This window comes from Marivita sp. GX14005 (assembly GCF_023370775.1).
Taxonomy (GTDB): domain Bacteria; phylum Pseudomonadota; class Alphaproteobacteria; order Rhodobacterales; family Rhodobacteraceae; genus Marivita.
Genome location: NZ_JAMCCQ010000001.1, coordinates 1,151,558 through 1,176,135, shown reverse-complemented (window position 1 = coordinate 1,176,135; position 24,578 = coordinate 1,151,558). Strand labels below are relative to the sequence as shown.

Annotated in this window: 25 protein-coding genes; 12 read left to right on the top strand and 13 right to left on the bottom strand. The window is 63.1% G+C overall.

Going from position 1 to position 24,578, the window contains the following annotated elements; genetic code table 11:
• Positions 1–79: 79 nt before the first annotated feature.
• From M3465_RS05800 to M3465_RS05785, 4 genes are read left to right on the top strand one after another with little or no spacing between them, the layout of a single operon-like run.
• Complete coding sequence (locus M3465_RS05800; protein WP_249500751.1) at positions 80–1,006, top strand: AEC family transporter; 927 nt, start codon at positions 80–82, stop codon at positions 1,004–1,006.
• Between the two features lie 12 nt (positions 1,007–1,018).
• A complete protein-coding gene (gene fghA / locus M3465_RS05795; protein WP_249500870.1) occupies positions 1,019–1,849 on the top strand; it encodes an S-formylglutathione hydrolase in 831 nt (276 codons plus the stop codon).
• Positions 1,846–2,313: a YaiI/YqxD family protein gene (locus M3465_RS05790; RefSeq protein WP_249500750.1), complete on the top strand. Its 468-nt coding sequence runs from the start codon at positions 1,846–1,848 to the stop codon at positions 2,311–2,313. The genes fghA and M3465_RS05790 overlap by 4 nt, the downstream gene beginning before the upstream one ends.
• 10 nt (positions 2,314–2,323) lie before the next feature.
• Positions 2,324–3,238, top strand: a complete 915-nt coding sequence (locus M3465_RS05785) for an ornithine cyclodeaminase family protein (protein ID WP_249500749.1) — start codon at positions 2,324–2,326, stop codon at positions 3,236–3,238.
• Between the two features lie 12 nt (positions 3,239–3,250).
• Here M3465_RS05785 and M3465_RS05780 read toward each other — a convergent pair whose 3' ends face one another.
• Genes M3465_RS05780 through M3465_RS05770 form a run of 3 tightly spaced genes read right to left on the bottom strand, consistent with a single transcriptional unit; the run spans position 3,251 to position 5,922 of the window.
• Positions 3,251–4,099 (bottom strand): C40 family peptidase, encoded by an 849-nt coding sequence (locus tag M3465_RS05780; protein WP_249500748.1) that lies wholly within the window; start codon positions 4,097–4,099, stop codon positions 3,251–3,253.
• Positions 4,096–5,478 (bottom strand): leucyl aminopeptidase family protein, encoded by a 1,383-nt coding sequence (locus tag M3465_RS05775; protein WP_249500747.1) that lies wholly within the window; start codon positions 5,476–5,478, stop codon positions 4,096–4,098. The genes M3465_RS05780 and M3465_RS05775 overlap by 4 nt, the downstream gene beginning before the upstream one ends.
• Before the next feature lie 60 nt (positions 5,479–5,538).
• Positions 5,539–5,922: a hypothetical protein gene (locus tag M3465_RS05770; RefSeq protein WP_249500746.1), complete on the bottom strand. Its 384-nt coding sequence runs from the start codon at positions 5,920–5,922 to the stop codon at positions 5,539–5,541.
• Positions 5,923–6,067: 145 nt separating this feature from the next.
• Between M3465_RS05770 and M3465_RS05765 the strand changes: the two genes are divergently transcribed.
• Positions 6,068–6,718 carry a carbonic anhydrase gene (locus M3465_RS05765; RefSeq protein ID WP_249500745.1) on the top strand — a complete coding sequence of 217 codons (651 nt, stop codon included), beginning with the start codon at positions 6,068–6,070 and terminating at the stop codon, positions 6,716–6,718.
• Positions 6,719–6,727: 9 nt separating this feature from the next.
• On the opposite strand, the gene M3465_RS05760 is transcribed toward M3465_RS05765, so the two are convergent.
• Entirely contained in the window at positions 6,728–7,054 is a 327-nt protein-coding gene (locus tag M3465_RS05760) for a hypothetical protein (protein ID WP_249500744.1), read from the bottom strand.
• A gap of 145 nt (positions 7,055–7,199) precedes the next feature.
• Between M3465_RS05760 and M3465_RS05755 the strand changes: the two genes are divergently transcribed.
• Positions 7,200–7,583 carry a cupin domain-containing protein gene (locus M3465_RS05755; RefSeq protein ID WP_249500743.1) on the top strand — a complete coding sequence of 128 codons (384 nt, stop codon included), beginning with the start codon at positions 7,200–7,202 and terminating at the stop codon, positions 7,581–7,583.
• A gap of 42 nt (positions 7,584–7,625) precedes the next feature.
• Here M3465_RS05755 and M3465_RS05750 read toward each other — a convergent pair whose 3' ends face one another.
• On the bottom strand, positions 7,626–8,648 hold the full coding sequence (locus tag M3465_RS05750) for an aspartate-semialdehyde dehydrogenase (RefSeq protein WP_249500742.1): 1,023 nt from the start codon (positions 8,646–8,648) through the stop codon (positions 7,626–7,628).
• 97 nt (positions 8,649–8,745) lie between these two features.
• Positions 8,746–9,615 carry an LOG family protein gene (locus M3465_RS05745; protein WP_249500741.1) on the bottom strand — a complete coding sequence of 290 codons (870 nt, stop codon included), beginning with the start codon at positions 9,613–9,615 and terminating at the stop codon, positions 8,746–8,748.
• A 164-nt stretch (positions 9,616–9,779) separates the two neighbouring features.
• Between M3465_RS05745 and dapD the strand changes: the two genes are divergently transcribed.
• Positions 9,780–10,607, top strand: coding sequence for a 2,3,4,5-tetrahydropyridine-2,6-dicarboxylate N-succinyltransferase (dapD, locus tag M3465_RS05740; protein WP_249500740.1), 828 nt, complete (start codon positions 9,780–9,782; stop codon positions 10,605–10,607).
• Between the two features lie 10 nt (positions 10,608–10,617).
• A complete protein-coding gene (locus M3465_RS05735; RefSeq protein ID WP_249500739.1) occupies positions 10,618–10,962 on the top strand; it encodes a DUF8846 family protein in 345 nt (114 codons plus the stop codon).
• Here the strand turns inward: M3465_RS05735 and M3465_RS17140 are convergent.
• Both M3465_RS17140 and M3465_RS05725 read right to left on the bottom strand, forming a co-directional pair.
• Complete coding sequence (locus M3465_RS17140) at positions 10,959–12,038, bottom strand: Hint domain-containing protein (RefSeq protein ID WP_249500738.1); 1,080 nt, start codon at positions 12,036–12,038, stop codon at positions 10,959–10,961. The genes M3465_RS05735 and M3465_RS17140 overlap by 4 nt on opposite strands.
• Positions 12,035–13,627, bottom strand: a complete 1,593-nt coding sequence (locus M3465_RS05725) for a Hint domain-containing protein (protein WP_249500737.1) — start codon at positions 13,625–13,627, stop codon at positions 12,035–12,037. Before M3465_RS05725 ends, M3465_RS17140 begins: the two co-directional genes overlap by 4 nt.
• Positions 13,628–13,899: 272 nt before the next feature.
• Here M3465_RS05725 and dapE point away from each other — a divergent pair, with 272 nt between their 5' ends.
• The 4 genes from dapE (at position 13,900) to M3465_RS05705 (ending at position 19,236) form a co-directional block, all read left to right on the top strand.
• Positions 13,900–15,048 carry a succinyl-diaminopimelate desuccinylase gene (gene dapE, locus M3465_RS05720; protein WP_249500736.1) on the top strand — a complete coding sequence of 383 codons (1,149 nt, stop codon included), beginning with the start codon at positions 13,900–13,902 and terminating at the stop codon, positions 15,046–15,048.
• Entirely contained in the window at positions 15,045–15,473 is a 429-nt protein-coding gene (locus M3465_RS05715) for a GNAT family N-acetyltransferase (protein ID WP_249500735.1), read from the top strand. Before dapE ends, M3465_RS05715 begins: the two co-directional genes overlap by 4 nt.
• A gap of 48 nt (positions 15,474–15,521) precedes the next feature.
• Positions 15,522–17,807, top strand: coding sequence for a ribonuclease R (gene rnr / locus M3465_RS05710; RefSeq protein ID WP_249500734.1), 2,286 nt, complete (start codon positions 15,522–15,524; stop codon positions 17,805–17,807).
• Between the two features lie 112 nt (positions 17,808–17,919).
• The gene (locus M3465_RS05705) at positions 17,920–19,236 is read left to right on the top strand and encodes a lytic murein transglycosylase (protein ID WP_249500733.1); all 1,317 of its coding nucleotides are present in this window, start codon (positions 17,920–17,922) and stop codon (positions 19,234–19,236) included.
• A 33-nt stretch (positions 19,237–19,269) separates the two neighbouring features.
• Here M3465_RS05705 and M3465_RS05700 read toward each other — a convergent pair whose 3' ends face one another.
• From M3465_RS05700 to M3465_RS05680, 5 genes are all read right to left on the bottom strand, one after another.
• A complete protein-coding gene (locus M3465_RS05700; RefSeq protein WP_249500732.1) occupies positions 19,270–19,752 on the bottom strand; it encodes an RNA pyrophosphohydrolase in 483 nt (160 codons plus the stop codon).
• A 52-nt stretch (positions 19,753–19,804) separates the two neighbouring features.
• Positions 19,805–21,145 carry a S41 family peptidase gene (locus M3465_RS05695; RefSeq protein ID WP_249500731.1) on the bottom strand — a complete coding sequence of 447 codons (1,341 nt, stop codon included), beginning with the start codon at positions 21,143–21,145 and terminating at the stop codon, positions 19,805–19,807.
• Complete coding sequence (locus M3465_RS05690) at positions 21,142–22,248, bottom strand: murein hydrolase activator EnvC family protein (protein ID WP_249500730.1); 1,107 nt, start codon at positions 22,246–22,248, stop codon at positions 21,142–21,144. Before M3465_RS05690 ends, M3465_RS05695 begins: the two co-directional genes overlap by 4 nt.
• Positions 22,249–22,271: 23 nt before the next feature.
• The gene (gene gpmI / locus M3465_RS05685) at positions 22,272–23,789 is read right to left on the bottom strand and encodes a 2,3-bisphosphoglycerate-independent phosphoglycerate mutase (RefSeq protein WP_249500729.1); all 1,518 of its coding nucleotides are present in this window, start codon (positions 23,787–23,789) and stop codon (positions 22,272–22,274) included.
• A gap of 78 nt (positions 23,790–23,867) precedes the next feature.
• The gene (locus tag M3465_RS05680; RefSeq protein WP_249500728.1) at positions 23,868–24,470 is read right to left on the bottom strand and encodes a CDP-alcohol phosphatidyltransferase family protein; all 603 of its coding nucleotides are present in this window, start codon (positions 24,468–24,470) and stop codon (positions 23,868–23,870) included.
• Positions 24,471–24,578 lie beyond the last annotated feature (108 nt).

The window sequence follows — 24,578 nt, the reverse complement described above, 5'->3', positions numbered from 1 at the left end:
TTCCAAGGGGCACCGCGCGAGATCCGCTTCGGCCAGCGCTCTGCATTGACCCGGCATACCGGGCTGCTAACAGTCTGTCATGCTTGACGTTCTGCTCCAGACGCTTCCTTTCTTCGCGCTGATCGCGCTTGGCTATGGTGCGGGCCGCATGGGTTTCTTCCCGCCGGACGCGACAGCCTATCTGACGAAATTCGTTTTTTACTTCGCGCTGTCCGCGATGCTCTTTCGATTCTCGGCCACGCTGTCGCTCGATGCGATCTTCGAGCCACGCCTTGCTGCCGGGTATCTCTTTGGAACGGCGCTGGTCTATTGTCTTGCCGTCGTCGCGGCGCGTCTGCGCGGCATGTCCCTGCCGGTCGCAGCCATCGAAGGGCAGGTCGCCGCGATCGGGAATACCGGGTTTCTGGGCGTTCCCATGCTGGCCCTCTTGATGGGGCCGGAGGCGGTCGGGCCGATCATTCTTGTCCTGACCATCGATCTCGTGGTGTTTTCGTCCTTGCTCGTCATTCTCGTCGTCGGTGCGCAGGAGGGGCGGCTGTCTCTCTCAGTGCTACGGCCGGTCGGTGCCGGGTTGCTCAGAAACCCGATGATCGTGTCGATCCTTCTCGGTTTCGCAGTCTCAACCAGCGGTGCCGTGCTTCCCGTTCCGGCCGATACCTTCCTGGCGATCCTCGCCGCTGCGGCCACGCCCGGCGCTCTTTTCGCCATTGGCGCATCGCTGTCGGACAAATCGGCCGAGCGTCTGAGCACCGCCGCATGGCTCAGCTTCTGCAAGCTTGCGCTGCATCCGCTGGCCGTTTCCATCGGGGTTTATACGCTTTTTTCGGCCGATCCATATAAGGCTGGAGTTGTCGTTGCAGCGGCGGCCTTGCCGGTGGCGGGAAACGTCTTCATGCTGGCGCAACATTACCGCGTCGCGCCGCAGCGCGTGTCCGCCGCGATCCTGATTTCCACGACGTTGAGCATCGTGACGGTGTCGTTCGTAATCTCACTCGTTTCGCAATAGAAAGGGCGCATGATGAAAACCGTATCGGAAAACAAGGCTTTTGGAGGCGTTCAGGGCGTCTATACGCACGGCTCCGAGGCGTGCGGCTGCGACATGACCTTCGGCCTTTACCTTCCGCCGCAAGCCACGCTGCATCCCGTTCCGGTTCTTTGGTATCTGTCGGGCCTGACATGCACCCATGAGAACGCCATGACCAAGGCCGGCGCGCAGGGGTTCGCCGCCGAAGCGGGGTTGGCGCTGGTCTTTCCCGATACATCGCCGCGCGGCGACGATGTGGCCGATGATGACGCCTATGATCTGGGCAAGGGCGCGGGGTTCTACGTCAATGCCACACAAGACCCCTGGGCGCCGCATTACCGGATGTGGGACTACATTGCCGAGGAGCTGCCGAAGCTTGTTGAGCGCAATTTCCCCATCGAGCCCGAGTTGCAGGCCATCACCGGGCATTCCATGGGCGGCCACGGAGCCTTGACGCTGGTGATGGCCGATCCCGGCCGGTTCTCAAGCGTGTCGGCCTTTGCCCCCATCGCCAACCCGAGCCAAAGCGAATGGGGCCAAAAACAGCTTTCCGCCTATCTGGGCGAGGATCGGGACGATTGGGCGCGGCACGATGCGACGCGGCAGATGGAGGCGGCAGGATTCGACGGGCCGGTGCTGATCGATCAGGGCGGAGACGATCAATTCCTCGATCTGCTGAAACCCGAAGCCTTGGCACAGGCAATGACCGCGCGGCGGCAGGATGGGGTGTTCCGAATGCAAAAGGGATACGACCACTCCTATTTCTTCGTTTCGACCTTCATGCCCGACCACATCGCGTTTCACGCCGACGCGCTTGGCCTGTGAGCCGAATTTTCGTCGATGCCGATGCCTGTCCGGTGAAGGCAGAGGTCGAGCGCGTCGCAACCCGGCACCGGGCACCGGTTTATCTGGTGTCCAATGGCGGCTTGCGCCCGTCGCAAAATCCGTTGGTCCAGATCGTCGTCGTTCCCGATGGGCCGGACGTGGCCGATATGTGGATCGCTGAACGCGCCGGGCCGGGTGACGTGGTGATCACCGCCGACATTCCGCTGGCGGCCCGCTGCGTCGAGTCCGGGGCCCGCGTGCTCAAGCCGAACGGTGAAGCGCTGAGCGCGCGCAATGTCGGGCAGGCGCTCGCAACGCGCGATTTGATGACCGATCTGCGCGCCGCCGACCCTTTCCGTCAGGGCGGTGGGCGCGCGTTTTCAAAGGCAGATCGATCCCGTTTCCTCGATGCACTGGAACGGGAGTTGCGCAGCGCGGCGCGCGAGGCGCCGAGAGACACCTGAAAGGACAGCCATGAGTATCGAGATCATCCCCTTTTCCGAAGGCGAGGCGCAGCTGGATTGGCTCGAACTGACCGAGGCCATCGCCCGCGGGCACAATCTTCCCAAAGCCGAAATTTCGGACGGGTTTCTTTATCGCCGCAGCGACACGTTGCTGAACCGGGCGGCATGGATCGACGGGCTCGGTCTTGCTGTCAAGTCGGCGACGATCTTTCCGGGCAATGCGGAGCGGGGCGCGCCGACCGTCAATGGCGGCGTTTCGCTGTATTCCGATGCCGATGGCACGCTTGAGGCCGTCGTCGATTTTCACCTCGTCACGAAATGGAAAACCGCCGGTGACAGCCTGCTGGCGGCGCAGCTGTTGGCACGGGCCGATAGCGCTGTGATCCTGATCGTCGGCGCAGGGACAGTCGCGCATTCGCTGATCGAGGCTTATGGCGCGGCCTTCCCGACTGCACGGTTCGTGCTGTGGAACCGTACGGCTGAAAAGGCGCGCGCCCTTGCAGGGCAATATGACGGAATCGAGGTGGCCGAGGATCTTCCGAAGGCCGTCGCCGCAGCCGATATCGTCGCTTGCGCCACCATGTCGACGGAGCCGGTTCTGCGCGGAGAGTGGCTGAGTCCTGGCACCCATGTCGATCTGATTGGCGCCTATCGGCCCGACATGCGCGAAGCCGACGATGCCGCCCTGCGCCGCGCGCGGATTTTCGTGGACAATATCGACACGACCGCGGGGCATATCGGCGAGTTGAAAGACCCGCTCGCGCGGGGGGTGTTGCAGCGCAGCGATATCGTGGCCGATTATTACGATCTGGATCGGTTCGTTCGCCGTTCGGAAGAAGAGATCACGCTGTTCAAGAATGGCGGCGGCGCGCATCTCGATCTGATGGTCAGCCGCTACATTCTCGACCGTTGGCGCGCGCGGTAGGTCGCGGCGGTTCTAGTGCAGCCGCGCGTGCCGCGTGACCTTACCGTCCCCCTGCGCTTCGATTCTTGCGAGCGCGGGTTTCAGCGGCTCGAACGCCACCGCCATGTGATGCGCATTCGCGTGCAACAGGCTGTCCGGCCCGGCGATCCACCCCACATGACCTTCCCAGAACAGGATATCACCGCGTTCCAGCGGCGTTCCGGCAGGCAGCGTTTCGCCGAGCGATTTTTCCTGCTGATCGCTATCGCCCGGACAGGCGATGCCGCAAGCATGACAGGCGATCTGCACGAGGCCCGAACAATCGATGCCGAAAGCCGAATTGCCACCCCAGAGATAGGGCGTTCCAAAGAGCCGTTCCGCCACTGCGACAGGGTCCCTCTCGGGCGGGTCCAGAGGCGCGATATGCGATGCGGGCACGTAAAGATCGCGTCCGCCGCCGTCGATGGTGGCCCAGCGCCCCTCCAGTTCGATCACAGAAAGCTCCGCACCGAGGGAAAGCGCGAGACCCTGCCCTTCGGTCGCTTTGAAATCAGGGCGCGGCAACGCGACTGTGTGCCGGTTGCGGACCCTATGTGACGGCGCGGCGCGAACCGGGGTCAGCAGATCTGCGTTGATATAGCCGGCATAGCCATCGCGCCTTGCGAAACCGAACGCTTTGCCGTCTGCGCGGTCCAGAACGCAGAACACTTGCCCCCACAAAAGCTCCCGCTCCCGATTGCCGGCCGCATTGCGAAGCGCGGCCACGGGTGCTTCGGTGACGCGAAACTCCTCGCCTTCGGTATAATTTTCGGCGTCGACGTGGCCCTTCAGGCTTGAATGAGCGACAGCCCCATTCGACCAGAGATCCCGTTTGTCGGTCATAGCGACAACACTTCAGGCAATGCGTCGAAAATCGCCCGCGCCCCTTGTAGCGCGCCGCCCTTGGGCTGCGCCGGCGCGGCGGTCGGGGTCCAGCCGTAGATATCGAAATGGACGTAGCGGTCCTTGTCCTCCACGAACCGGCGCAGGAACAAGGCTGCGGTGATCGATCCGGCGAAACCGCCTTTCGGCGCGTTGTCCAGATCGGCGATACCCGGCTCGATCATGGTCTCGTAGGGATCGTGGAACGGAAGTCGCCAGACCGGATCGGCCATGCCGCGCGCCGCTTTGTCGAGCAACGTGGCGAGGCTATCGTCATCGGTGTAGTAGGGCGCGATATCGGGGCCAACGGCGACGCGCGCAGCGCCCGTCAAGGTGGCCATCGACACGATCAAATCCGGCGCTTCCTCCGATGCAAGGGCCAGCGCATCGGCGAGCACCAGCCGGCCTTCGGCATCGGTGTTGTTGATCTCGACAGTCAACCCCTTGCGCGAGGTCAGAATATCCTGCGGACGGAAACTGTTGCCGCTGACAGCGTTTTCGACCGCCGGGATCAAGACCCGCAACTGCACTTCCAGACCGCAGGCCATGATCATCTGCGCCAGCGCCAGCACATTCGCCGCGCCGCCCATGTCCTTTTTCATAAGGCCCATGGACGAACCGGGCTTGAGGTTGAGCCCTCCGGTATCGAAACAGACTCCTTTGCCCACAAGAGTCAGGCGCGGCCCCTTTTGGCCCCAGCGCATGTCGATCAGGCGTGGCGCGCGGTTCGATGCGCGGCCGACCGCATGGATCATTGGAAAGTTCTGCTCGATCAGCGCATCGCCGGTGATCACGGTAAGCGCTGCGCCATAGGTCTCGGCCATATTGCGGGCGGCGATCTCCAACTCGTCCGGCCCCATGTCAGACGCGGGCGTATTGATGAGATCGCGGGCGGTGAACTCCGCTTCGGCCATGTATCTCACGCGGTCCGCATCTATGCCTTCAGGCGCGATCAGCTTCGGCATAGCCGCATCGCTCTTGCGGTAGCGGTCGAACTTGTAAGCCGACAGGAGCCAGCCGAGCGCTTCCTCTTCGGTGCGATCCCCGAGGGCGGTTTCCATCCGGTATGTGCAGGGCGCAAGCCGGGGAAGCGCAGCCGCAAGGGCGAACCTGCCCCGCTTCCGCTGCCGCGCCGTTCCATACCCGGCCAGCGCGAATTCCGGGCGCCCTGCGGCATCGTAACTCACAAGCGCAGTCCCAATATCACCCTTGAACCCGCTCGCTGCCACCCAATTCCGGACACGGTCGCCCTGCTCCTTGAGCCAATCGTCCAACTGGTCCGCATCTACAAGGTGAAGCGGAACGGCATCGGCGCCGCCTGGGGCGAAATCTACTGTCATGGCATCCTCATTCATCGCTTGGCGCGAACCTACGCTGATGCCGCCGCGCTGCAAGCCCAATCAAATGGAAAGATCCACGCCCAGTTCCGCGCAGGAGATCGCCAGTTCACCGCTGCGCAGAAGGCGGCACAAGGTCGCCGCGAGCGCTACCCCTTCGCCGCGATCCACGCAAACCAGAACGTCACGGGCGATCGCGGCCACCCCTTGCAACCCGATCTGCTCGGCAACCGGGATGAGGCCCCGCACCGATTTACGAAGCGCGATTTCCTCGCCCTCGGCATATTGCGCGCGGATCTGCGATAGCCGGACGGCCATATCCTCCAGCGCGCGGCAGACGATGTTTTCCGCCACGCTCGGCCCCAGATCACGACTGAGCATGTCAAGGACATCCTCGTCGAAATACGCGGTATCGCGCGGATGCAATATGGAAACCTGCTGCACCATGATGTGACTCCTTTCTCACCCCGACCTTGGATGAGGCATCGCAGCCAAGCCTTACCATCCGGTAACCCGCCGCTTTGTTTTTCGCTCGAAATTCGATCAAATCCGCACTATCGCAGGTCGAAAGAACAATCGGAGACCGCGATCCATGGATTCAGCAAAGCCGTTGCCTGCTTATCTGGTTCAAAGATATCACGGCTGGAAGGCGACCACGTATCACGACAACAGCGCGTGGTACAAAAGGCTCGCGAACGAAGGCCAGCGGCCGCGCGCGATGGTCATATCCTGCTGCGACAGCCGGGTGCATGTGACGTCGATCTTCGGTGCGGACCAGGGCGAATTCTTCATCCATCGCAATATCGCGAACCTGGTGCCGCCCTATGAACCGAACGGCGACCGCCACGGCACCTCCGCCGCCATCGAATACGCGGTCACCGCGCTCAAGGTGGCGCATCTGCTCGTCCTCGGCCATTCGAATTGCGGCGGCGTTCAGGGATGCCTCGATATGTGCTCCGGCAAGGCGCCGGAACTGGAGGAAACCTCAAGCTTCGTCGGACGCTGGATGGACATTCTCCGCCCTGGCTACGACCGCGTTGCGGATGTGCGGCCCGAGAGCGATCAGGTTCGCGCGCTGGAGAAGGAATCGGTGATTGTCTCGCTTGAGAACCTGATGAGTTTCCCCTTTATCGCCAATGCGGTGAAAGACGAAACGCTGACGCTTCACGGTCTGTGGACCGATATCGGCGAAGGCAGTCTTGAGCATTACGAACCGGCGTCGAGAACCTTCAAGCCGGTGTAGGACGATAATTCAACGCGACAGCGTCGCGGTCGAGCCGGAATGGTCGCTGCGCAGTTTCGGGCGGCCGAGACGATCGGCAAGGCGCGCGAGCGGTGTGCCGAGCGTTGTTCCGGTACAGATCGCGGTGCCGTTTTCGTCGATCAGGACAAGATGGCCGGATCGGAACGCGATCTCGTAGCCCTTGGATTTTAGCCGCCGGCAAAGATCGCCCCAGCTTGTCGCAGATTCGAAATGGCGCAACAGAAAGGTGCGCAGCAGCATCGCGGTTTCCGAATCGAGCGGAGCCGGCAAGGCAGCCGATCCATCGGCGTGGAACGTCCCGGAATGTGCAGTCATGACATCACCTGTGGTTCAGCTTCGACCATCGAAAAACGCTGCGCGCCGATTGAGGCAGAAATTGGGCACGGACTGCTCGCCCACTTTCGGGGAACCGGGTTTGCCGCGCGACTGTTTCCCCATCGTCACAGTGAGGAGGCATCGCATGACGGTAATGGCTCGGAAACTTGGGCCAAAACAGGCTCGGAAACTCGACGCGGCGCGGATCTTTGGTGACAGCCTCTGGGACGGGTCGGTCGATGGCACGGTGCTCGGGTGCGATGCGACGATCCTTTTCGTATCCGCCGAGCCGGGCGAAGGACCGTCATGGCACCTGCATCCCTATGACGAGATCTTCATCATCACCGAAGGATGCGCGTCATTCACCGTCGGGGACGAAAAAATAGACGCGACGGTCGGCGATGTGGTGATGGGGCCGGCGCATGTGCCGCACAAGTTTCACAACTCGGGCAGCGGAACCCTGCGCAGCATCGATATTCACCTGAGCCGCGAATGGATTCAAACCGATCTGGACGATCCGGAGGCATGAACGCGTATCGCGCCCGGAAGCAGGCCGGGCGCGATAGGAGTGTCAGCCCTTCTTGAGAACCTCGCGGCCTAGCGTTTCGGCAATCTGAACCGCGTTCAGCGCCGCGCCCTTGCGCAGGTTGTCGGACACGCACCAGAGGTTGATGCCGTTATCGATGGTCGGATCCTGCCGGATTCGGCTGATGAATGTCGCGAAATCGCCGACGCATTCCTTGGGCGTGACGTAGCCGCCATCCTCGCGCTTGTCGATCACCATGATGCCGGGAGCCTCGCGCAGGATATCGCGCGCTTCATCCTCGTCGAGGAAGTCTTCGAACTCGATATTGATCGCCTCGGAATGGCCGACAAAGACCGGAACGCGCACGCATGTGGCCGTGACCTTGATCGCCGGATCGACGATCTTTTTCGTCTCGGCGACCATCTTCCACTCTTCCTTGGTCTGCCCGTCCTCGAGGAACACGTCGATATGCGGGATCACGTTGAAGGCGATGTCCTTGGGATAGACCTTGCGCTGATAGTCGTCGGTCGGGTTATAAACTGCCTTGGTCTGGTCCCACAGTTCATCGATCGCTTCCTTGCCGGAGCCGGAGACCGACTGATACGTGCTGACGACGACGCGCTTGATATTCGCACGGTCATGCAGCGGCTTGAGCGCCACGACCATCTGCGCGGTTGAGCAGTTCGGATTGGCGATGATGTTCTTTTTCGAATAGCCGTGGATCGCGTCCGCGTTGCACTCGGGCACGATCAGCGGCACGTCCGGGTCGTAGCGGTACAGCGAGGAATTGTCGATTACCACGCATCCCGCCTTGGCCGCCACGGGCGCGTATTTCTTGGTCGCGTCCGAGCCGATGGCGAAAAGCGCGATATCCCAGCCCGAAAAATCGAACGTATCGAGATCCTGCGTCTTCAACGTCGTGTCGCCGAAGCTGACCTCCGTTCCGAGGGACCGGCGCGATGCAAGCGCGGCGATCTCATCGACGGGGAACTGGCGCTCGGCCAGGATACTCAGCATTTCGCGGCCCACATTTCCGGTGGCGCCAACAACAACGACTCTGTAGCCCATGTGGCTCTCCTTTCATCTGCCCCGCGAACGCGCGTCGCGGGCGGGGTCGAGCGTGGCTCATACAGGAAGGCCGCGCAGGACGAAAGGGGGCTTGCCCTCAACCGGTTTTCGCATCATCGCGCTGGGGGCGGCCCGGGATCTCCTCGCGCGGCGGAGCGGGTTGCCAGTTCTCGATCAGTTCCACCGCTTCGGCCGCGCTTTCGACGAAACGGAAGAGATCGAGATCCTCCTCACTGATCGTGCCAGCTTCGGCCAGCGCCTGCCAGTTGATGATCCTCTCCCAGAAATCCCGCCCGAACAGAAGGAACGGGACCCGCTCCATCCGTCCGGTCTGGATCAGGGTCAGCGTCTCGAACATTTCGTCGAGCGTTCCGAAACCGCCCGGAAAGATGCAGATCGCCCGTGCGCGCAGCAGGAAATGCATCTTTCGAATGGCGAAATAGTGGAAGTTGAAACTGAGATCCGGCGTCACGTATTCGTTCGGAGCCTGCTCATGCGGCAGCACGATCCCCAGCCCGATCGACTGCCCGCCCACGTCCATCGCGCCGCGATTGCCGGCCTCCATCACGCCCGGCCCACCGCCGGTGACGATGACGAACTCCTTGCCGCCCCGGTCCATGGACTTGCGCGTCATCAGGCGGGAAAACTCGCGTGCCTCGTTGTAGAAATGCGACAACTCGGCGAGCGTTCTGGTGCGGGCCTGATCAGCCTCGGAGGGCCGCGGGATACGTGCGCCGCCGAACAGCACGACCGTGCTTTCGATCTGGTGCGCATCCATCACCATTTCCGGTTTGAGCAGTTCAAGTTGAAGCCGCACGGGGCGCAGCTCTTCGCGGCACAGGAAATCGTCGTCTGCAAAGGCCAGTCGATAGGAGGGCGACCGCGTCTGCGGCGTATCGGGAACGTCGCTTGCGGTGCTGCGGTCGCGCCCTGCGTCGCGGAAAGGGCTGTTGCGCTGATCGTTCATTCGGGTCTTTTCCTCGTATGTGATCTTTCACACGTAAACCGACGCGGCCAACATGACCAGTGATGGCGCCGGTCAAGGCCGGATCGACGCGGCGCTGATCCGTTGCGATTTGCCCCGCCCCCTCTTATAGGGAAGCGAACGTCACTTACGCTTGGGAACTCCGCATGTCGAACGCACAGCTTGAAACCGCCATCGAAGCCGCCTGGGAGTCCCGAGACAGCATCACCCCGGCAACCACGGGCGAAACGCGCGAGGCCATCGAGGATACGCTCGATGCGCTCGACAGCGGCAAGCTGCGGGTGGCCGAGCGGCAGGACAATGGTGATTGGCATGTGAACCAGTGGGCCAAGAAGGCGGTGCTTCTGGGCTTTCGCATCAAGGACATGGAGCAGCAGGACGGCGGACCGCAAGGTGGTGGCTGGTGGGACAAGGTGGACAGCAAGTTCGCCGGCTGGGGCGACAACCAATGGAAGGCCGCCGGTTTCCGCGCCGTGCCGAACTGCGTCGTCCGCAAGAGCGCCTATATCGCGCCGGGCGTCGTGCTGATGCCGTCCTTCGTAAATCTCGGCGCTTATGTCGATGAGGGCACGATGGTCGATACATGGGCGACCGTGGGGTCCTGCGCGCAGATCGGAAAGAACGTGCATCTGTCGGGTGGCGTCGGAATCGGCGGCGTGCTGGAGCCCATGCAGGCCGGCCCGACCATCATCGAAGACAATTGCTTCATCGGCGCGCGCTCCGAAGTGGTCGAGGGGTGCATCGTGCGCGAAGGATCCGTTCTCGGCATGGGCGTGTTCATCGGCCAGTCCACGAAGATTGTGGACCGCGAAACCGGCGAGGTCATGTATGGCGAGGTGCCGCCCTATTCCGTCGTGGTTGCCGGCTCGATGCCGACCAAGAACAACATCAACCTTTACTGCGCCGTGATCGTGAAGCGGGTGGACGAGCGCACGCGCTCCAAGACCGGCATCAACGAATTGCTGCGCGATTAGGGCCGGGCGCATGAGCGACGGGGCGAAAGCTAAGAAGCCGCAGCATGTCTATACGCTTGTGGTCGAGCTTGGTCGCAAGACCGGCGACGGGCTGCCTGACGGGGCGACGGGCGCCGCGCTCATGTGTTATGCCAGCGGTGTCGATGAGGCGGAGGCCGTGCGCGAGACCGTGGCGATCCTCAAACAGGCCGACATGGCGCCGCTCGATGTGACGGGCTATGGCACGCGCGAGGATCGCGAGGCGCAGGGCCACGAGATCGGCGCGGACGAGGCGGAGCTCATGCAGCAGGCGCTCGATGACAACGCGGTGATCGTGGCGCAGGTCACGCCGCATTTCGACGAAAGAGAAAGCTAGGCAGCGCGTGCCTCGGCAAGCGTGATCGCCTCGAAGGCTCGCAAGACCTGATATCCGGCGCGGTGATGTTCCGGCAATAGCGCGCGTGGCAGCCCGCCAAGGACCGACGCGTCCAGAAGCGCGGTATCGCGGCGCATCCGGCCGATATAAAGCGATTCCAGTGCCGCGCCCGATGTGCGCACGGCGTCATGGTGCGGCAGAAGGATCTGGTGATAGCGGGCAAAACGCGGCGCCGGTTCGAACCGCGCGGCATAGCCGTCGACCAGCGCGGTGGCGGGGATCAGCACCTCTTCGCGCCCGAAAAGGTATTCGACCTCCGGCCCGTTGACGAGCAGGCGCTGATGGCGGGAAACGACCACATCCTGTTGCAGGCCGAAATAAGGCGCACGCAGGCGGATGGGGCGGAACGAGCCAAGCGCGGGAACCTCGCGCGCCGCGGTATGCAGGACCGGCACCAGTGCGCCGCCCGCGGCACGCACCACATCGCCCTGCCTGAGCGACATGACAAGTCGCGGCCCCTGCGCGGTTTCCAGCGGCACCGAAGGCGCAAGCGACGGCATCGGGCCGACCGGCTCGATCCGGCTCGACAGGGCGACGAAAATCACATCGGGATCGATCTCCGTCAGACCTTGCGGATGGGTCAGCGCAACGAGATCGGCGAGCAGCGGCGCACGCGGCATCGTGAAATCGCGCGTCAGCACGAGATCGGTTTCCGGCCGCGCCACGACCAACCGGCCCAACCCCTTGGCGACATCCCAACTCAGCGTGACCTGAAGCGTGTCCGTGCGCGCTTCGCGGCCGCGCTCGATCACCTCATGCACCACGTCACCGCCTTGCGCGATCACGCAGACGACGCTGCCATGGGGCGTGGACATCAGCGAAAAACTCGCCCCGCCCCCATCGCGTCGCGCATAGGACAGGAGCCGTTGCGGCCGCGCATCCGGCGACAGCCGCGTCTCAAGCAGGATCGAGCCCGTGGGAACGCAGGCGCGTGAGCTTCGCCGCAATGCCTCCGCCGCGTCCTCGCGCAACCATGGAGCGCGCGTGCTGCAATCGAGCAGCGCAAACCAGCTCACGCGGCGGCCCCGATGAACATCGCGGCTTCGTGCCGTTTCAGGATCTGCCGCGCCGCATCGCCATAGCCTTCGCCGGTCTCCGGGTCGAGTTCGGGGAAAAGCTGCACAAGTTCGGTTATGATGTCCTCCTCGAACGCGTCCATCGTTTGCGGGCCGGGCAGGAAGCTCTCGGTGGCAAGACCGTTGGCCATGATGATCTCGTGCCGGTCGAACAGGAGATGCACATAGGTGACGCTGCCCCCCTCGACCGATTGGACGTTTCGCCCATCGATCAGATGTTTCGCTGCGACCAGCACCTCGGGCGTTCCGAAAACCAGATCGGCCAGCGGATCGCGCATGAGGATGCGGTGCTGCGGAGAGAGCATCAGATTGGCGTGTTCGCCGAAGGTTCCCGCCGCGACCCGCACAGGCGCGAAGGTTCCCGTTGCCGCGACAGTGCGCTGGCCGATCCAGCGAAGTGGCTGAAACCCGTTATCCATCGTCCAGACCAGATCGCCGGGCTCCAGCCGCTCCACGCGCTTTTGCCCGGCATCCGTGCGGATCATGGTTCCGGCCACGAAACACGGCACGGTCGCGATGGTCACGAACCCGGTATCGATCTCGCCGCTCGCGCTTTCGACCTCGTAGGTGAAATTCACCGTCTCGAAATCTGAATCCGAGGTGACCGAAAGCGTGCCAGCAGGCGTCAGTGTCACGACCTGACCTGTGTTCAGCGTGACGCTGTCGCCGGGCGTCACGGCAATGCCGTTTATATGCGTTATGAAAAGCGCGCTGCCGGTGTTGTTTATGTCGTTTGACAGAACGTCGATCGTCTTGGTGCTGTTGGTGTAGATATTGAGGCTGTCGGCCTCGGCGATCAGATCGGTCTGGATCGAATCCGCAGCAATGAGAAGGTTGGAATCGTAATTCGAATCCACCACGTCCGCGATGCCGATACGGATCGAATTCACCTGCCCCGGGATGACGTTCATCTTCATCGTCAGGGTAACGGTGAAGCCGTCCATCTCGGTATTGTAATCGTCATTCGCGTTGCTGATGAACAGGTTGGAATTGTCATCCTCGTTCAGGTTCGCCGGGTCTACATCGCCATTGCCGGGCAGGATATTGACCTGCGTTCCGTTCACCCATACGCCGACGAAATCCTGATACACGTCATCCGTGAATTCGGGATATTCCTCCGAAGAAAACACGAAACGCATGGTCATCGTGTCTTCATCGGGGATGAAATCGACATCGAGATAGGACGCGTCGTAGGTATTGGTTCCGGCTGCGGCGTTGAAATCGGAATTGTTGTTCTGACCGCTCGTATTGGTGCCGGTCTGCTGGCTGATGTTCGGATCGTTTCCGCCCCACCACCAGGGACCGGGCGAACGGGTAAACGCATCCGCGCGGCCGGTGGACAGAATCACGCCCGTATCTCCCGGCGTCACACCCGGAGACAGCGCGTCGCCATCCTCGTAGATCGCCGAGGATCGGTTGTCGCCGGTATAGCTGGCGTTCACCACCGAAACGCCATTGCCGAAAATTGCGTTGGCCATGTCCATGGCGCTGGCATTGGTGATGTAGGTAAGCTCTGCTGCGGTCGCCATTGCTGCCTCGGTTTCGTCGGGGCACGTGTCAGGCACGGGGCTGTTGCAAGGCCGGTGTGTTCACCGTGCCGCGCTGCCCTTTTCGTTACCTGTCTGCCTCAAGACTTTATTGTTTGTTAACCAATGGCTAACACGGCCCCAGGGCATCTGTCATCTCCACCAGCCGCCATATGTGGCATAGGCCAGCCCGAATTGCGCCTTTTCCGCCACATTTGCCCTCGCGTGTTAGCGCGGATACTCCTGAGCCGAAACATCCCAGGAAGGGCCGCGCCATGCCGCATATCGATCCCGTAGAGCTGACCGCAGCGCTCGTTCGCTGCCCCTCGATCACACCCGAAGAGGGCGGCGCGCTCGCGCTCTTGCAGGAGCTTCTGGAACACGCGGGTTTCGCCTGCACCCGCGTCGATCGCGGCGGGATTTCCAACCTCTTCGCACGCTGGGGTGATATGGGCCATCCGCGCAGCTTTGGGTTTAACGGGCATACCGATGTCGTGCCTCTGGGCGATCCGAAGGACTGGACGAAACCGCCCTTCGGAGCCGAGATCGACGGCGGGTTCATGTATGGGCGCGGCAGCACGGATATGAAATCCGGCGTTGCCGCCTTTGTCGCCGCCGCGGTGGATTTCGTGCAGAATACCCCGCCGGACGGGTCCATCATCCTCGCGATCACCGGGGACGAGGAAGGCGATGCGACCGACGGCACCGTTGCGCTGCTCGACTGGATGAAGGCGCAGGGCGAGAAAATGAGCGTTTGCCTTGTCGGAGAGCCGACCTGCCCCGACCATATGGGCGAGATGATCAAGATCGGGCGGCGCGGGTCGCTTTCGGCGTGGTTCACCGTGACGGGCAAGCAGGGCCATTCCGCCTATCCGCACCGCGCGCTGAACCCGATGCCGGCGATGGCGCGGCTGATGGATGTGCTGTCCTCGCATGAACTGGATCAGGGCACCGAACATTTCGACGCCTCGACGCTGGCGGTCGTGACCATCGACACCGGAAACGGCGCGACCAACGTGATCCCGGCGCAAAGCCGTGCTTGCGTGAATATTCGGTTCAACGACGCACATAGCGGCGCGGCGCTCTCGGACTGGCTGCGGGCCGAGGCGGCGAAGGTGGACGAGGCATTCGGCACGAAAACGCAGGTCGAGATCAAGATCTCCGGCGAGAGTTTCCTGACGCCGCCGGGCGCGCTGTCGGAACTGGTCTCTGCCGCCGTCGAGGCGGAAACCGGCGTCACACCCGCGCTGTCCACCAGTGGCGGCACGTCGGATGCGCGGTTCGTCAAGGATCATTGCCCGGTCGTCGAATTCGGGCTTGTCGGCAAGACGATGCACGAGGTCGATGAACGCGTTTCGGTGGAACAGATCGGCCAGCTCAAGGCGATCTATACGCGCATCTTGACGGAGTATTTCCGCGCATGAGCGTGACCGTCACCCGCCCCGCCGATCCGGCCCCCTGCTATGCGCTGCGCCACACCGTCTTCGTCGAGGAACAGAACGTGCCGCCCGAACTGGAACGCGATGCGCTGGATGCAAGCGCGATCCACCTTCTGGCGAGCGTTGAGGGCACCCCGATGGGGGCCGCTCGCATCGTGTTGACCGGCGACACCGGCAAAATCGGCCGCGTTTGCGTTCTGCCCGAAGCGCGCGGCACCGGCCTCGGTGCTTCGCTCATCCGCGAGGCGCTCCATATCCTGAACGCGCAAACCGGAATCACCCGCGCAGTGCTTGGTGCGCAGCTCAGCGCCCTGACGTTCTACGAAAAGCTGGGTTTCACAGCCTATGGCGAGGTGTTCGACGATGCCGGAATCGATCATCGCATGATGGAATATCGCCTGCCCGACTGAGCCCATTTTCGCCATGACGCGCCTTTTCGCCCGTGCTACGCCAAGGGCATGAGCAAACTGCCGAGCAAGAGCGAGATCCTCGACTGGATCTCCGCCAACCCGACCCTCACAGCAAAGCGCGAGATCGCCAAGGCATTCGGCATCAAGGGCGCGGCGCGGATCGACCTGAAACGCCTGCTCAAGGAGCTTGAGGCCGAGGGGCATCTGGAGAAGCGCAAGAAAACCTATCGCGATCCCGACCGGCTGCCCCCGGTGAGCGTGCTCCAGATCAAGGAGCCGACCGTGGACGGCGATATCTTTGCGCAGCCGCTGGAATGGCATGGCGAAGGGGTGGAGCCGATCGTGCTCTACATTCCCCGTGCCAGCGATCCCGCGCTGGGCGAAGGCGACCGCATCCTCGCGCGACTGACGGTGGTGCACGAGGAAGACCACAATTACGAGGCGCGCCTGATCCGGCGCATCGGGACAAACCCGCGCAAGATCGTCGGCATCTTCAAGAAAGGCTCGGATGGCGGGCGGATCCTGCCCATCGACAAGGGCGCCGACAAGGAATGGACCGTGGCCGCCGACGCGATGGGCGGCGCCAAGGATGGCGAGTTGGTGGAGGCCGAACAGGCCGGCCCGGCGGGCCGCTTGGGCCTGCCCCGCGCGAGGATCGTCGAACGTCTGGGCGATCCGTCCGAGCCGCGAGCGGTATCGCTCATCGCGATCCACCAGCACGGTATCCCGGACACGTTCCCCGACGATGTGATCGCCGAAGCCGACGCGATGAAGCCCGCCGGGCTGAAAGGGCGCGAGGATCTGCGCGAGTTGCCGCTCTTCACCATCGACCCGGCCGATGCGCGCGACCATGACGATGCGTGCTACGCCCATCCCGACGATGATCCGAAGAACGAGGGCGGGCATGTCATCTGGGTCGCCATCGCCGATGTCGCGCATTACGTCACGCCGGGATCGGCCCTGGACCAGGAGGCGCGCAAGCGCGGCAATTCCACCTATTTCCCCGACCGTGTCGTGCCCATGCTGCCCGACCGGCTGTCGGGCGATCTGTGCTCGTTGCACGAGGGCGTGCCGCGCGCCTGTATCGCGGTGCGTATGGTGGTTGACGCACATGGCGAAAAGCTGAGCCATCGCTTCGTGCGCGGGCTGATGCGCTCGCCCGCCTCGCTGAACTACCAAGAGGTTCAGGCCGGCATGGACGGCGCCCCGAATGACAAGGTCGGGCCGCTCATGGACGATCTGATCCGCCCGCTTTATGGCGCCTATGGCGCTCTGGCCGAAGCGCGGAGGAGGCGCCAGCCGCTGGAGCTCGATCTGCCGGAGCGCAAGATCGTGCTGGACGAGAAAGGCAAGGTCGTTTCCGTCGATTTTGCCGAAAGGCTCGACGCGCACAAGCTGATCGAAGAATTCATGGTGCTGGCCAATGTCTGCGCCGCCGAGACACTGATCGCAAAGCGCCAGCCGCTGCTGTTCCGCGTGCACGAGGAACCGCCGCCCGAGAAACTCGAAAGCCTGCGCGAGACCGCCGATGCCTCGGGCTTCACGCTCGCCAAGGGTCAGGTGCTGAAAACCGCGCATCTGAACAAGCTGCTACGCGATGCGGAAGGCACGGATGAGGCCGAACTCATCAACCTCGCCACGCTGCGCTCGATGACGCAGGCCTATTACAACCCGTCCAATTTCGGTCATTTCGGCCTCGCGCTGAAAAGCTACGCGCATTTCACTTCGCCGATCCGGCGCTATTCCGATCTGATCGTCCACCGCGCGCTCATCACCGCGCATGGCTGGGGCAAGGACGGGCTGAGCCGCGACGATATCGAGCGGCTGGAGGCCACCGCGCAGCATATCAGCGACACCGAACGTCGCTCCATGATGGCGGAGCGCGACACGACCGACCGCTACCTCGCCGCGTTCCTGTCGGATCGCATCGGTGCCGAATTCACCGGCCGTATCAGCGGCATCGCGCGGTTCGGCGTGTTCGTGAAACTGGACGAAACCGGTGCGGACGGGCTGATCCCGATCCGGTCGCTGGGCGGCGAGTATTTCCATTTCGACGCCGATGCCGCCACGCTGATGGGGGCCGATACCGGCACGCTCATCTCTTTGGGCCAGCGCGCGCGGGTGAAGCTGATGGATGCCGCGCCGGTGACGGGCGGTATCGGGTTGCAACTTCTCACGCTCGAAGACGAGGAATTGCCCGGCGGTTCCGGCAAGGGCCGCATGGGGCGCGGCAGCCGCAAATCGAAAGGCGGGCCGAAGCGCAGCGCGGCGAAAGCCAGGAAGAAGGACGCCAAGACCAAGCGCAAGGTGAAGCGGCGGCGCTCGAATTCCTGACTTGGCGAAGCCTTGCTTGGCCCCGCGTTCCGCGCTTTGGAAATGCGTCTGATCGCTGTAGACTGCCCGGAAAGTTCGACAAACGGACAAGAGCAGAGAGGATCCGGAGATCATGCGCGTTCAGGCCATTACCGCTATGTTGACCATGTTGATGAGCGGGCAGGCTTTCGCCGGTCCGGTCGACAGTTCGATCCGGCCGTCCAGCCGAAGCGCGCCGGACAAGGTCGCACTGGCCGCTTACGTCGCTCCGCAAATCTCCCTGCGCCCGACCCCGCGACCCGCGCAGGCGCTGGCCGTTCCGCCAGACACTCAGGCGGGATTCGACGCCTGGATCAAGGCGTTCCGCACCCGCGCGTTGGATCAGGGCATCGCGCCGCATGTCTTCGACACCGCCTTTGACGGCGCGCGCTATGACCCGGATGTAATCAAGCGCGACCGGAACCAGTCGGAATTCACCAAGACGATCTGGGACTACCTCGACAGCGCGGCGTCGGACGCGCGGGTGCGCAATGGCAAGGCCGCGCTGGCCCGGCACAGTGCGCTGCTCGACCGGATCGAAGCACGGTTCGGCGTGGACCGGCAGGTCGTCGTGGCGATCTGGGGGCTGGAATCGGCCTATGGCACGTTCCGCGGATCGAATCCGGTGGTCTCTTCGCTTGCGACGCTGGCCTATGACAGCCGCCGCGGGGCGTTCTTCGAAAGCCAGCTCATCGAAGCGCTGCGCATCCTGCAAAGCGGCGACGTGACGCCTGACAACATGACCGGAAGCTGGGCCGGCGCGATGGGGCATACGCAGTTCATTCCAACCTCTTACCAGACCCTCGCCGTCGATTTCACCGGCGATGGCAGGCGCGACATCTGGTCTGACGATCCGGCCGATGCGCTTGCCTCCACCGCGAATTATCTTGCCAAGAATGGTTGGATCAAGGGCGCGCCATGGGGTGTCGAGGTCCAGCTGCCGGTCGGGTTCGACTATACGCTCGCCAACCGCGAGACGAAGAAGATGCCGTCGGACTGGGCCAAGCTGGGCGTTGTCGGGGTTGATGGTGCGCCGGTCCGGGATCATGGCGCGGCGTCTGTATTGCTGCCGGCGGGCGCGAAAGGCGCGGCGTTCCTCATCTTCAAAAATTTCGACGTGATCGAGACCTACAACACCGCCGACGCCTACGTGATCGGGGTCGGCCATCTGGGCGACAGGATCATCGGCGGCGGGCCGATCCGGTCGGATTGGCCACGCGAGGATCGCGCGCTCAGCTTCGACGAACGGATGGAAATGCAGCGCTTGCTGACAGCCAGGGGGTTCGACACGCGCAAGATCGATGGCAAGATCGGCCCCCTGACGATCAACGCGGTGCGCTCGTTTCAGGCCTCGATCGGGCAGGTTCCCGATGGCTACGCGTCCCTCGCGATCCTGAAACAGCTACAGTAACGGCCCGTCCAGACCGGGTCCGCGTTGGCGGCTTCAGAAATGATGCTGAAACGCGGTCAGAACTCGGTCATAGACGTGGCGTTTGAACGGAACGATATGGTTGATGAGCTGATCGGGGTCCATCCATTTCCAGCGGCTGAACTCCTGATGCTCGGTCGCGATATCGACCTGATCGTCACGGCCGTTGAACCGCATCAGAAACCATTTCTGCTCCTGCCCGCGATAGCGTCCGTTCCATAGCTTGCCGACAAGGTCAGGCGGCAGATCATAGGGAATCCAATCCTTCGTCTCCGCCTCGATATTGACGAGGTCGGCTGTGACGCCGGTTTCTTCCCAAAGCTCGCGCAGGGCCGCGTCCCGCGGCGCTTCGCCCCGGTCGATGCCACCCTGCGGCATTTGCCAGGCCGGTCCGGGGTTATCGATGCGCTGTCCGACGAATACATGGCCGTCCCGGTTCACCAACATGACCCCGACGCAGGGGCGATAGGGCAAGCGGGTGATATCGTCAGCGCGCATGGTCGGAGCCTTTTCGAAACGGCGCGGGGATGGCCCCGCGCCGGGATGGTCGTTACTGATCCTGCGGCGCGAGCGCCGTCAATCCCTTGAGAATATCGATCGCATAGGCGAGTTGATAATCCTCCTCGCGCAGCTTTGCCGCCGCTTCGGCCTTGGCGCGATCTTCCTCGATCTGGCGCACCTCGTCTTCGGTCAAGCTGTCATTGTCGAGCCTTCCGCGCAGGTCGGCTTCGGATCGGTTGAAGACAGTGTTCTCTTCCTCCTCCTCTTCACTGGCGACCGGGGTGCGAGGTTGCTCGACCACGATATCCGGGGACACGCCCAGCGCCTGGATCGACCGACCCGATGGCGTGTAATAGCGCGAGGTGGTCAACCGCATTGCCCCGTCACCGCGCAGCGGCATGACCGTCTGGACAGACCCCTTGCCGAAGCTCTTGGTGCCAACAACGATGGCGCGGCGGTGATCCTGAAGGGCACCGGCCACGATCTCGGACGCGGATGCCGAACCGCCGTTGATCAGCACCACGATGGGTTTGCCCTCAGCCAGATCGCCGGGCGTCGCGTTGTAACGGTCGCCATCCTCCGGGTTGCGCCCGCGTGTCGAGACGATCTCGCCCTTGTCGAGAAACGCGTCGCTCACCCGGATCGCCTGGTTGAGCAGCCCGCCCGGATTGTTGCGCAGATCGAGAACGATGCCTTTGACATTCTCCATCCCGCCGGCCGCTTCGATCTGTTCGTTGAGCCCTTCCTCAAGATTGGGAAAGGTCTGATCGTTGAACGTCGTTACACGCAGCACGACGGCATCGCCCTGAAGCCGCGAGCGCACGGCGGTCAGGGTAATCGTGTCGCGCACGATGGAGACGTCGAATGGCTCCGCCTCGCCTTCGCGCACAACGGTGATGAGAATTTCCGATCCGACGGGACCGCGCATCAGATCGACGGCTTCGTCGAGCGTGAGACCCAGCACCGATTCGCCATCGACGTGAGTGATGAAATCGCCCGCTTCGATCCCAGCCGCCGCAGCCGGGGTTCCGTCGATCGGAGAGACGACCTTGACGAAGCCATCTTCCTGCGTGACCTCGATGCCGAGCCCACCGAACTCGCCACGCGTCTGAACCCGCATGTCATCCGCATCGTCCGGCGAGAGGTAGCTGGAATGGGGATCGAGAGAGGTCAGCATCCCGTCGATGGCCGCCTCGATCAGATCGCCCTCATCCACCTCTTCGACATATTGCGAGCGGATACGCTCGAAAATATCCCCGAACAGGTCGAGTTGCTCGTAAACGCTGGTCGAACGCGCGCTTTCCTGCGCGATCAGCGGCCCGACCAGTTGGGTCGTGGCAATCACGCTGGCCAGCGCGCCGCCGGCTGCCGCCATCACTATCTTTTTCATTCGATAAGTTCCTTGTCGTCTGCAAACCACCCAAGCGGATCTTCGGGCGCATCCCCTTGCCTGACCTCTATATAGAGCGTTTCGGACAAGGCTGCGCCAGCCCTTTCACCCATTGGTGATCGAATGTCGTTCTGGCTCCCTTCGGGCCCGCCCATGAGGCCGACCGGGCTGCCCTCGGGCAGAACCTGCCCGGTTTCGCCGAACACGGTATCGAGGCCGGCGAACACGAAAAGAATATCCGGCTCGGGTTCGAGGATCGTCACCAATCCATAATCGAGCAACGGGCCGCGATAGCGGATCGTCGCCGCAGTCGGTGTCGTGACGAGCGCGTGTGGCCGAGTCGCGACCAGCACCCCGGGGCGGGTCACACCGGCCGCATCGGTTTCGCCGGCACGGCGCAGGATTTCGCCTGTCACCGGAAGCGGCAGGCGGCCCTTGCGCCCGCGCAGCGCATCGAGATCGAGGGAAGCCTCGTTCTCGGAAATCTGGCTGAGGCCGGCCGCGAATCCGTCGAGCGTTTCGCTCGCCGCGATGAGAAGCGCCGTGCGCACGGAATCCTCTGTGAACTTGCGCGGCAGATCGGTGCGATCCGCGACAGCCTGGCTCAGCGCTGTGCGGGCGGCCTGAACATCGGTAAGTCCCTGCCGCAGCGTATCGGCAGCGTCCTGTTGCAACTGTCGCAGGGCGATCGCTTCCTCGACATCGTTGCGCAGGCCCTTCGCTGCATCGGACAGCGCAGGCGTCACCGACGCCATGAGCAACCCGGCCCGCGCCGCACCGATGGGGCCATCGGGATGAACGAAGGTCTGTGGACCGGCCTCGGGACCAAGCGACGAGAGCGCCGCAAGCAGTTTCGTCACCTCGCCGTCGCGCGCATCGAGATTGCGGCGCAATTCGGTTTCCCGGATCGACGCGGCGCGCAGGCCGGCGCGCATGGCGGCAAGCCCTGTCTCGAAGGCCTGCACCGTCTCGGTCAGCGCGCGAACACGGTCGCGGGCGGTCTCGGCCTCGTCTAGCTTGATCGTTGCGGCTTCCAGCTCTGCCATTGCCGCGCGCGCGGTTTCCGCCGGGGTTTCGGCCAGCGCGGGTGTCGCAAGGATCATGCCCGCTATAGCTGCCGCGAGCCTCATGCGCGGATCAGGCTTTTGCCGGTCATCTCATCAGGCTTCGGCAGGCCCATCAGGTCGAGCAATGTCGGCGCCAGATCGGCCAGTCGCCCATTTCCCAACCGCGCACCGTCCGGCCCGCCGAACAGCACCACGGGCACCGGGTTGGTCGTATGTGCCGTATGGGGCGTGCCGGTCTCAGGGTCGATCATCGTTTCGCAATTGCCATGATCCGCCGTCACGATCATCGCGCCCCCCGCCTTTTCGAGCGCGTCCAGAACGCGGCCCAGCCCGGCATCGACCGCCTCGCACGCCTTGATCGCGGCATCGAGATCGCCGGTATGGCCGACCATGTCGGGATTGGCGTAGTTGGTGACGATGAGGTCATATCCTTTCTCGATCGCCGCAACGAAAGCCTCCGTCACCTCATCGGCCGACATTTCGGGCTGAAGATCGTAGGTCGCCACGTTCGGGCTCTTCGGCATGAAACGGTCTTCACCTTCTTCCGGCGTCTCGCGGCCGCCGTTCAAAAAGAACGTCACATGGGGATATTTTTCCGTCTCCGCCAGCCTGAACTGTGTCTTGCCGTGCTTCGACACCCAAGCGCCCAGGGTGTTGGCGATTTCCTTCTTCGGATAGGCCGAACTCATGTATTCATTGTGGGATTGCGAATAATCCACCATACCGAGCAGCGCGGAAAGCTCGGGCTTTTCGCGCGCGAACCCGTCGAAATCGGAAGCCCCGATCGCAGCGAGTATCTCGCGCGCGCGGTCGGCGCGGAAGTTGAGACAGAACACCCCGTCACCCGGCTTCAGACCGTCGTAATCGCCGATGACACGCGGTTCGATGAATTCATCCGTCTGCTTGTCGTCATAGGCGTCCTGCACCGCCGATACGGCATCTTCCGCCGCGATCCCGTCGCCGAGCATCATTGCATTATAGGCGCGTTCGACCCTGTCCCATCTCGTGTCGCGATCCATCGCGAAGTAACGGCCGATCACCGTTCCGATCCGCGCGGCTTCGGGCAGGCTTTGCGCAAGATCCCTCATGAACCCTTCCGCCGAACTCGGCGCTACATCGCGCCCGTCGGTGATGGCATGGACGATCACGTCAAGGCCCTGATCCGCCAGAAGCTTCACCGCCGCCTTGATATGCGCGATATGGCCGTGCACCCCGCCATCGGAGACCACACCCATCAGATGCGCCCGGCCACCGGCCTCTTTCACGCTGGACGCGAAATCGAGGATGGCCGGGTTTTCAAAAAACGATCCATCCTCGATGGCAAGATCGATCTGCCCCAGATCCATCGCCACGACGCGCCCGGCCCCGATATTCGTATGGCCGACCTCGGAATTTCCCATCTGCCCCTGCGGCAACCCGACATCCGGTCCGTGCGTGGTCAGGCGCGCGGAAGGGCAAGTGTTCATCAGCCAATCCATGGTCGGCGTTTTCGCCAGCCGCGGGGCGTTGCCATTTTCATCGTCGCGCAGGCCCCACCCGTCGAGGATGGTCAGCACCACGGGTTTGATACTGCTCATAACGCGCCTTTCCGCTCGATGATCGCTTTGCAGGCGGTGTAGCAGAGCGCTCCCGCAATGTGGAGAGGGCGCGCGGTTTCAGGTAAAGACCCGCCACCCGGCCAGCCACCGGGTCAGCGTGGTCACGAAACAAAGCGCGGCAAAGATATAGGCCAGTTCCGCAAAGGCACCGGGCCAGAGGCACATCGCGACAAAAACGGCGATGGTTTCGGTGCCTTCGGTCAAACCACCCAAGTAGTAGATGCCCTTTCTGGGATACTGGTCCGACCTCAGCCCGCGTCGTTCCGCGATGATCGAAAACGCCAGAAACGACGACCCGGTGCCGACGAAACTTGCGATAAGCACCGCAGCCGCAAGCGCGTTCGCCGAGTCGTGCAGCGCAAAGCCCAGCGGAAAAAGCGCGTAGATCATGAAATCGAGCGCGATATCGAGAAAGGCACCCCGGTCTGTTGGCGCCGTGCGCCGCGCGACCTCGCCGTCGATCCCGTCGGCAATCCGGTTGAGCGCAAGGCAAAAAAGGGCGAGCCAGAACGCCCCGCCCCAGAGCGCAGCAACCGCGACGAGCCCGGCTGCGAACCCGGCGAGCGTCACCTGATCGGCGCGCACGCCACGCGTCACAAGCCCTTGCGCGGGCCGCGAGAGCATGCGCCGGACAAATGGAAGGATCGTCGCATCGAGCATTGGCACCTGCAGATTTCCGCGTCAAAACAGGGCTTAGCGGGCCATGCCCGGCGCGTATACTGAAATCTTGCACACTTGCTTGTCATTTGACCTGACGCCCCGGCGCTG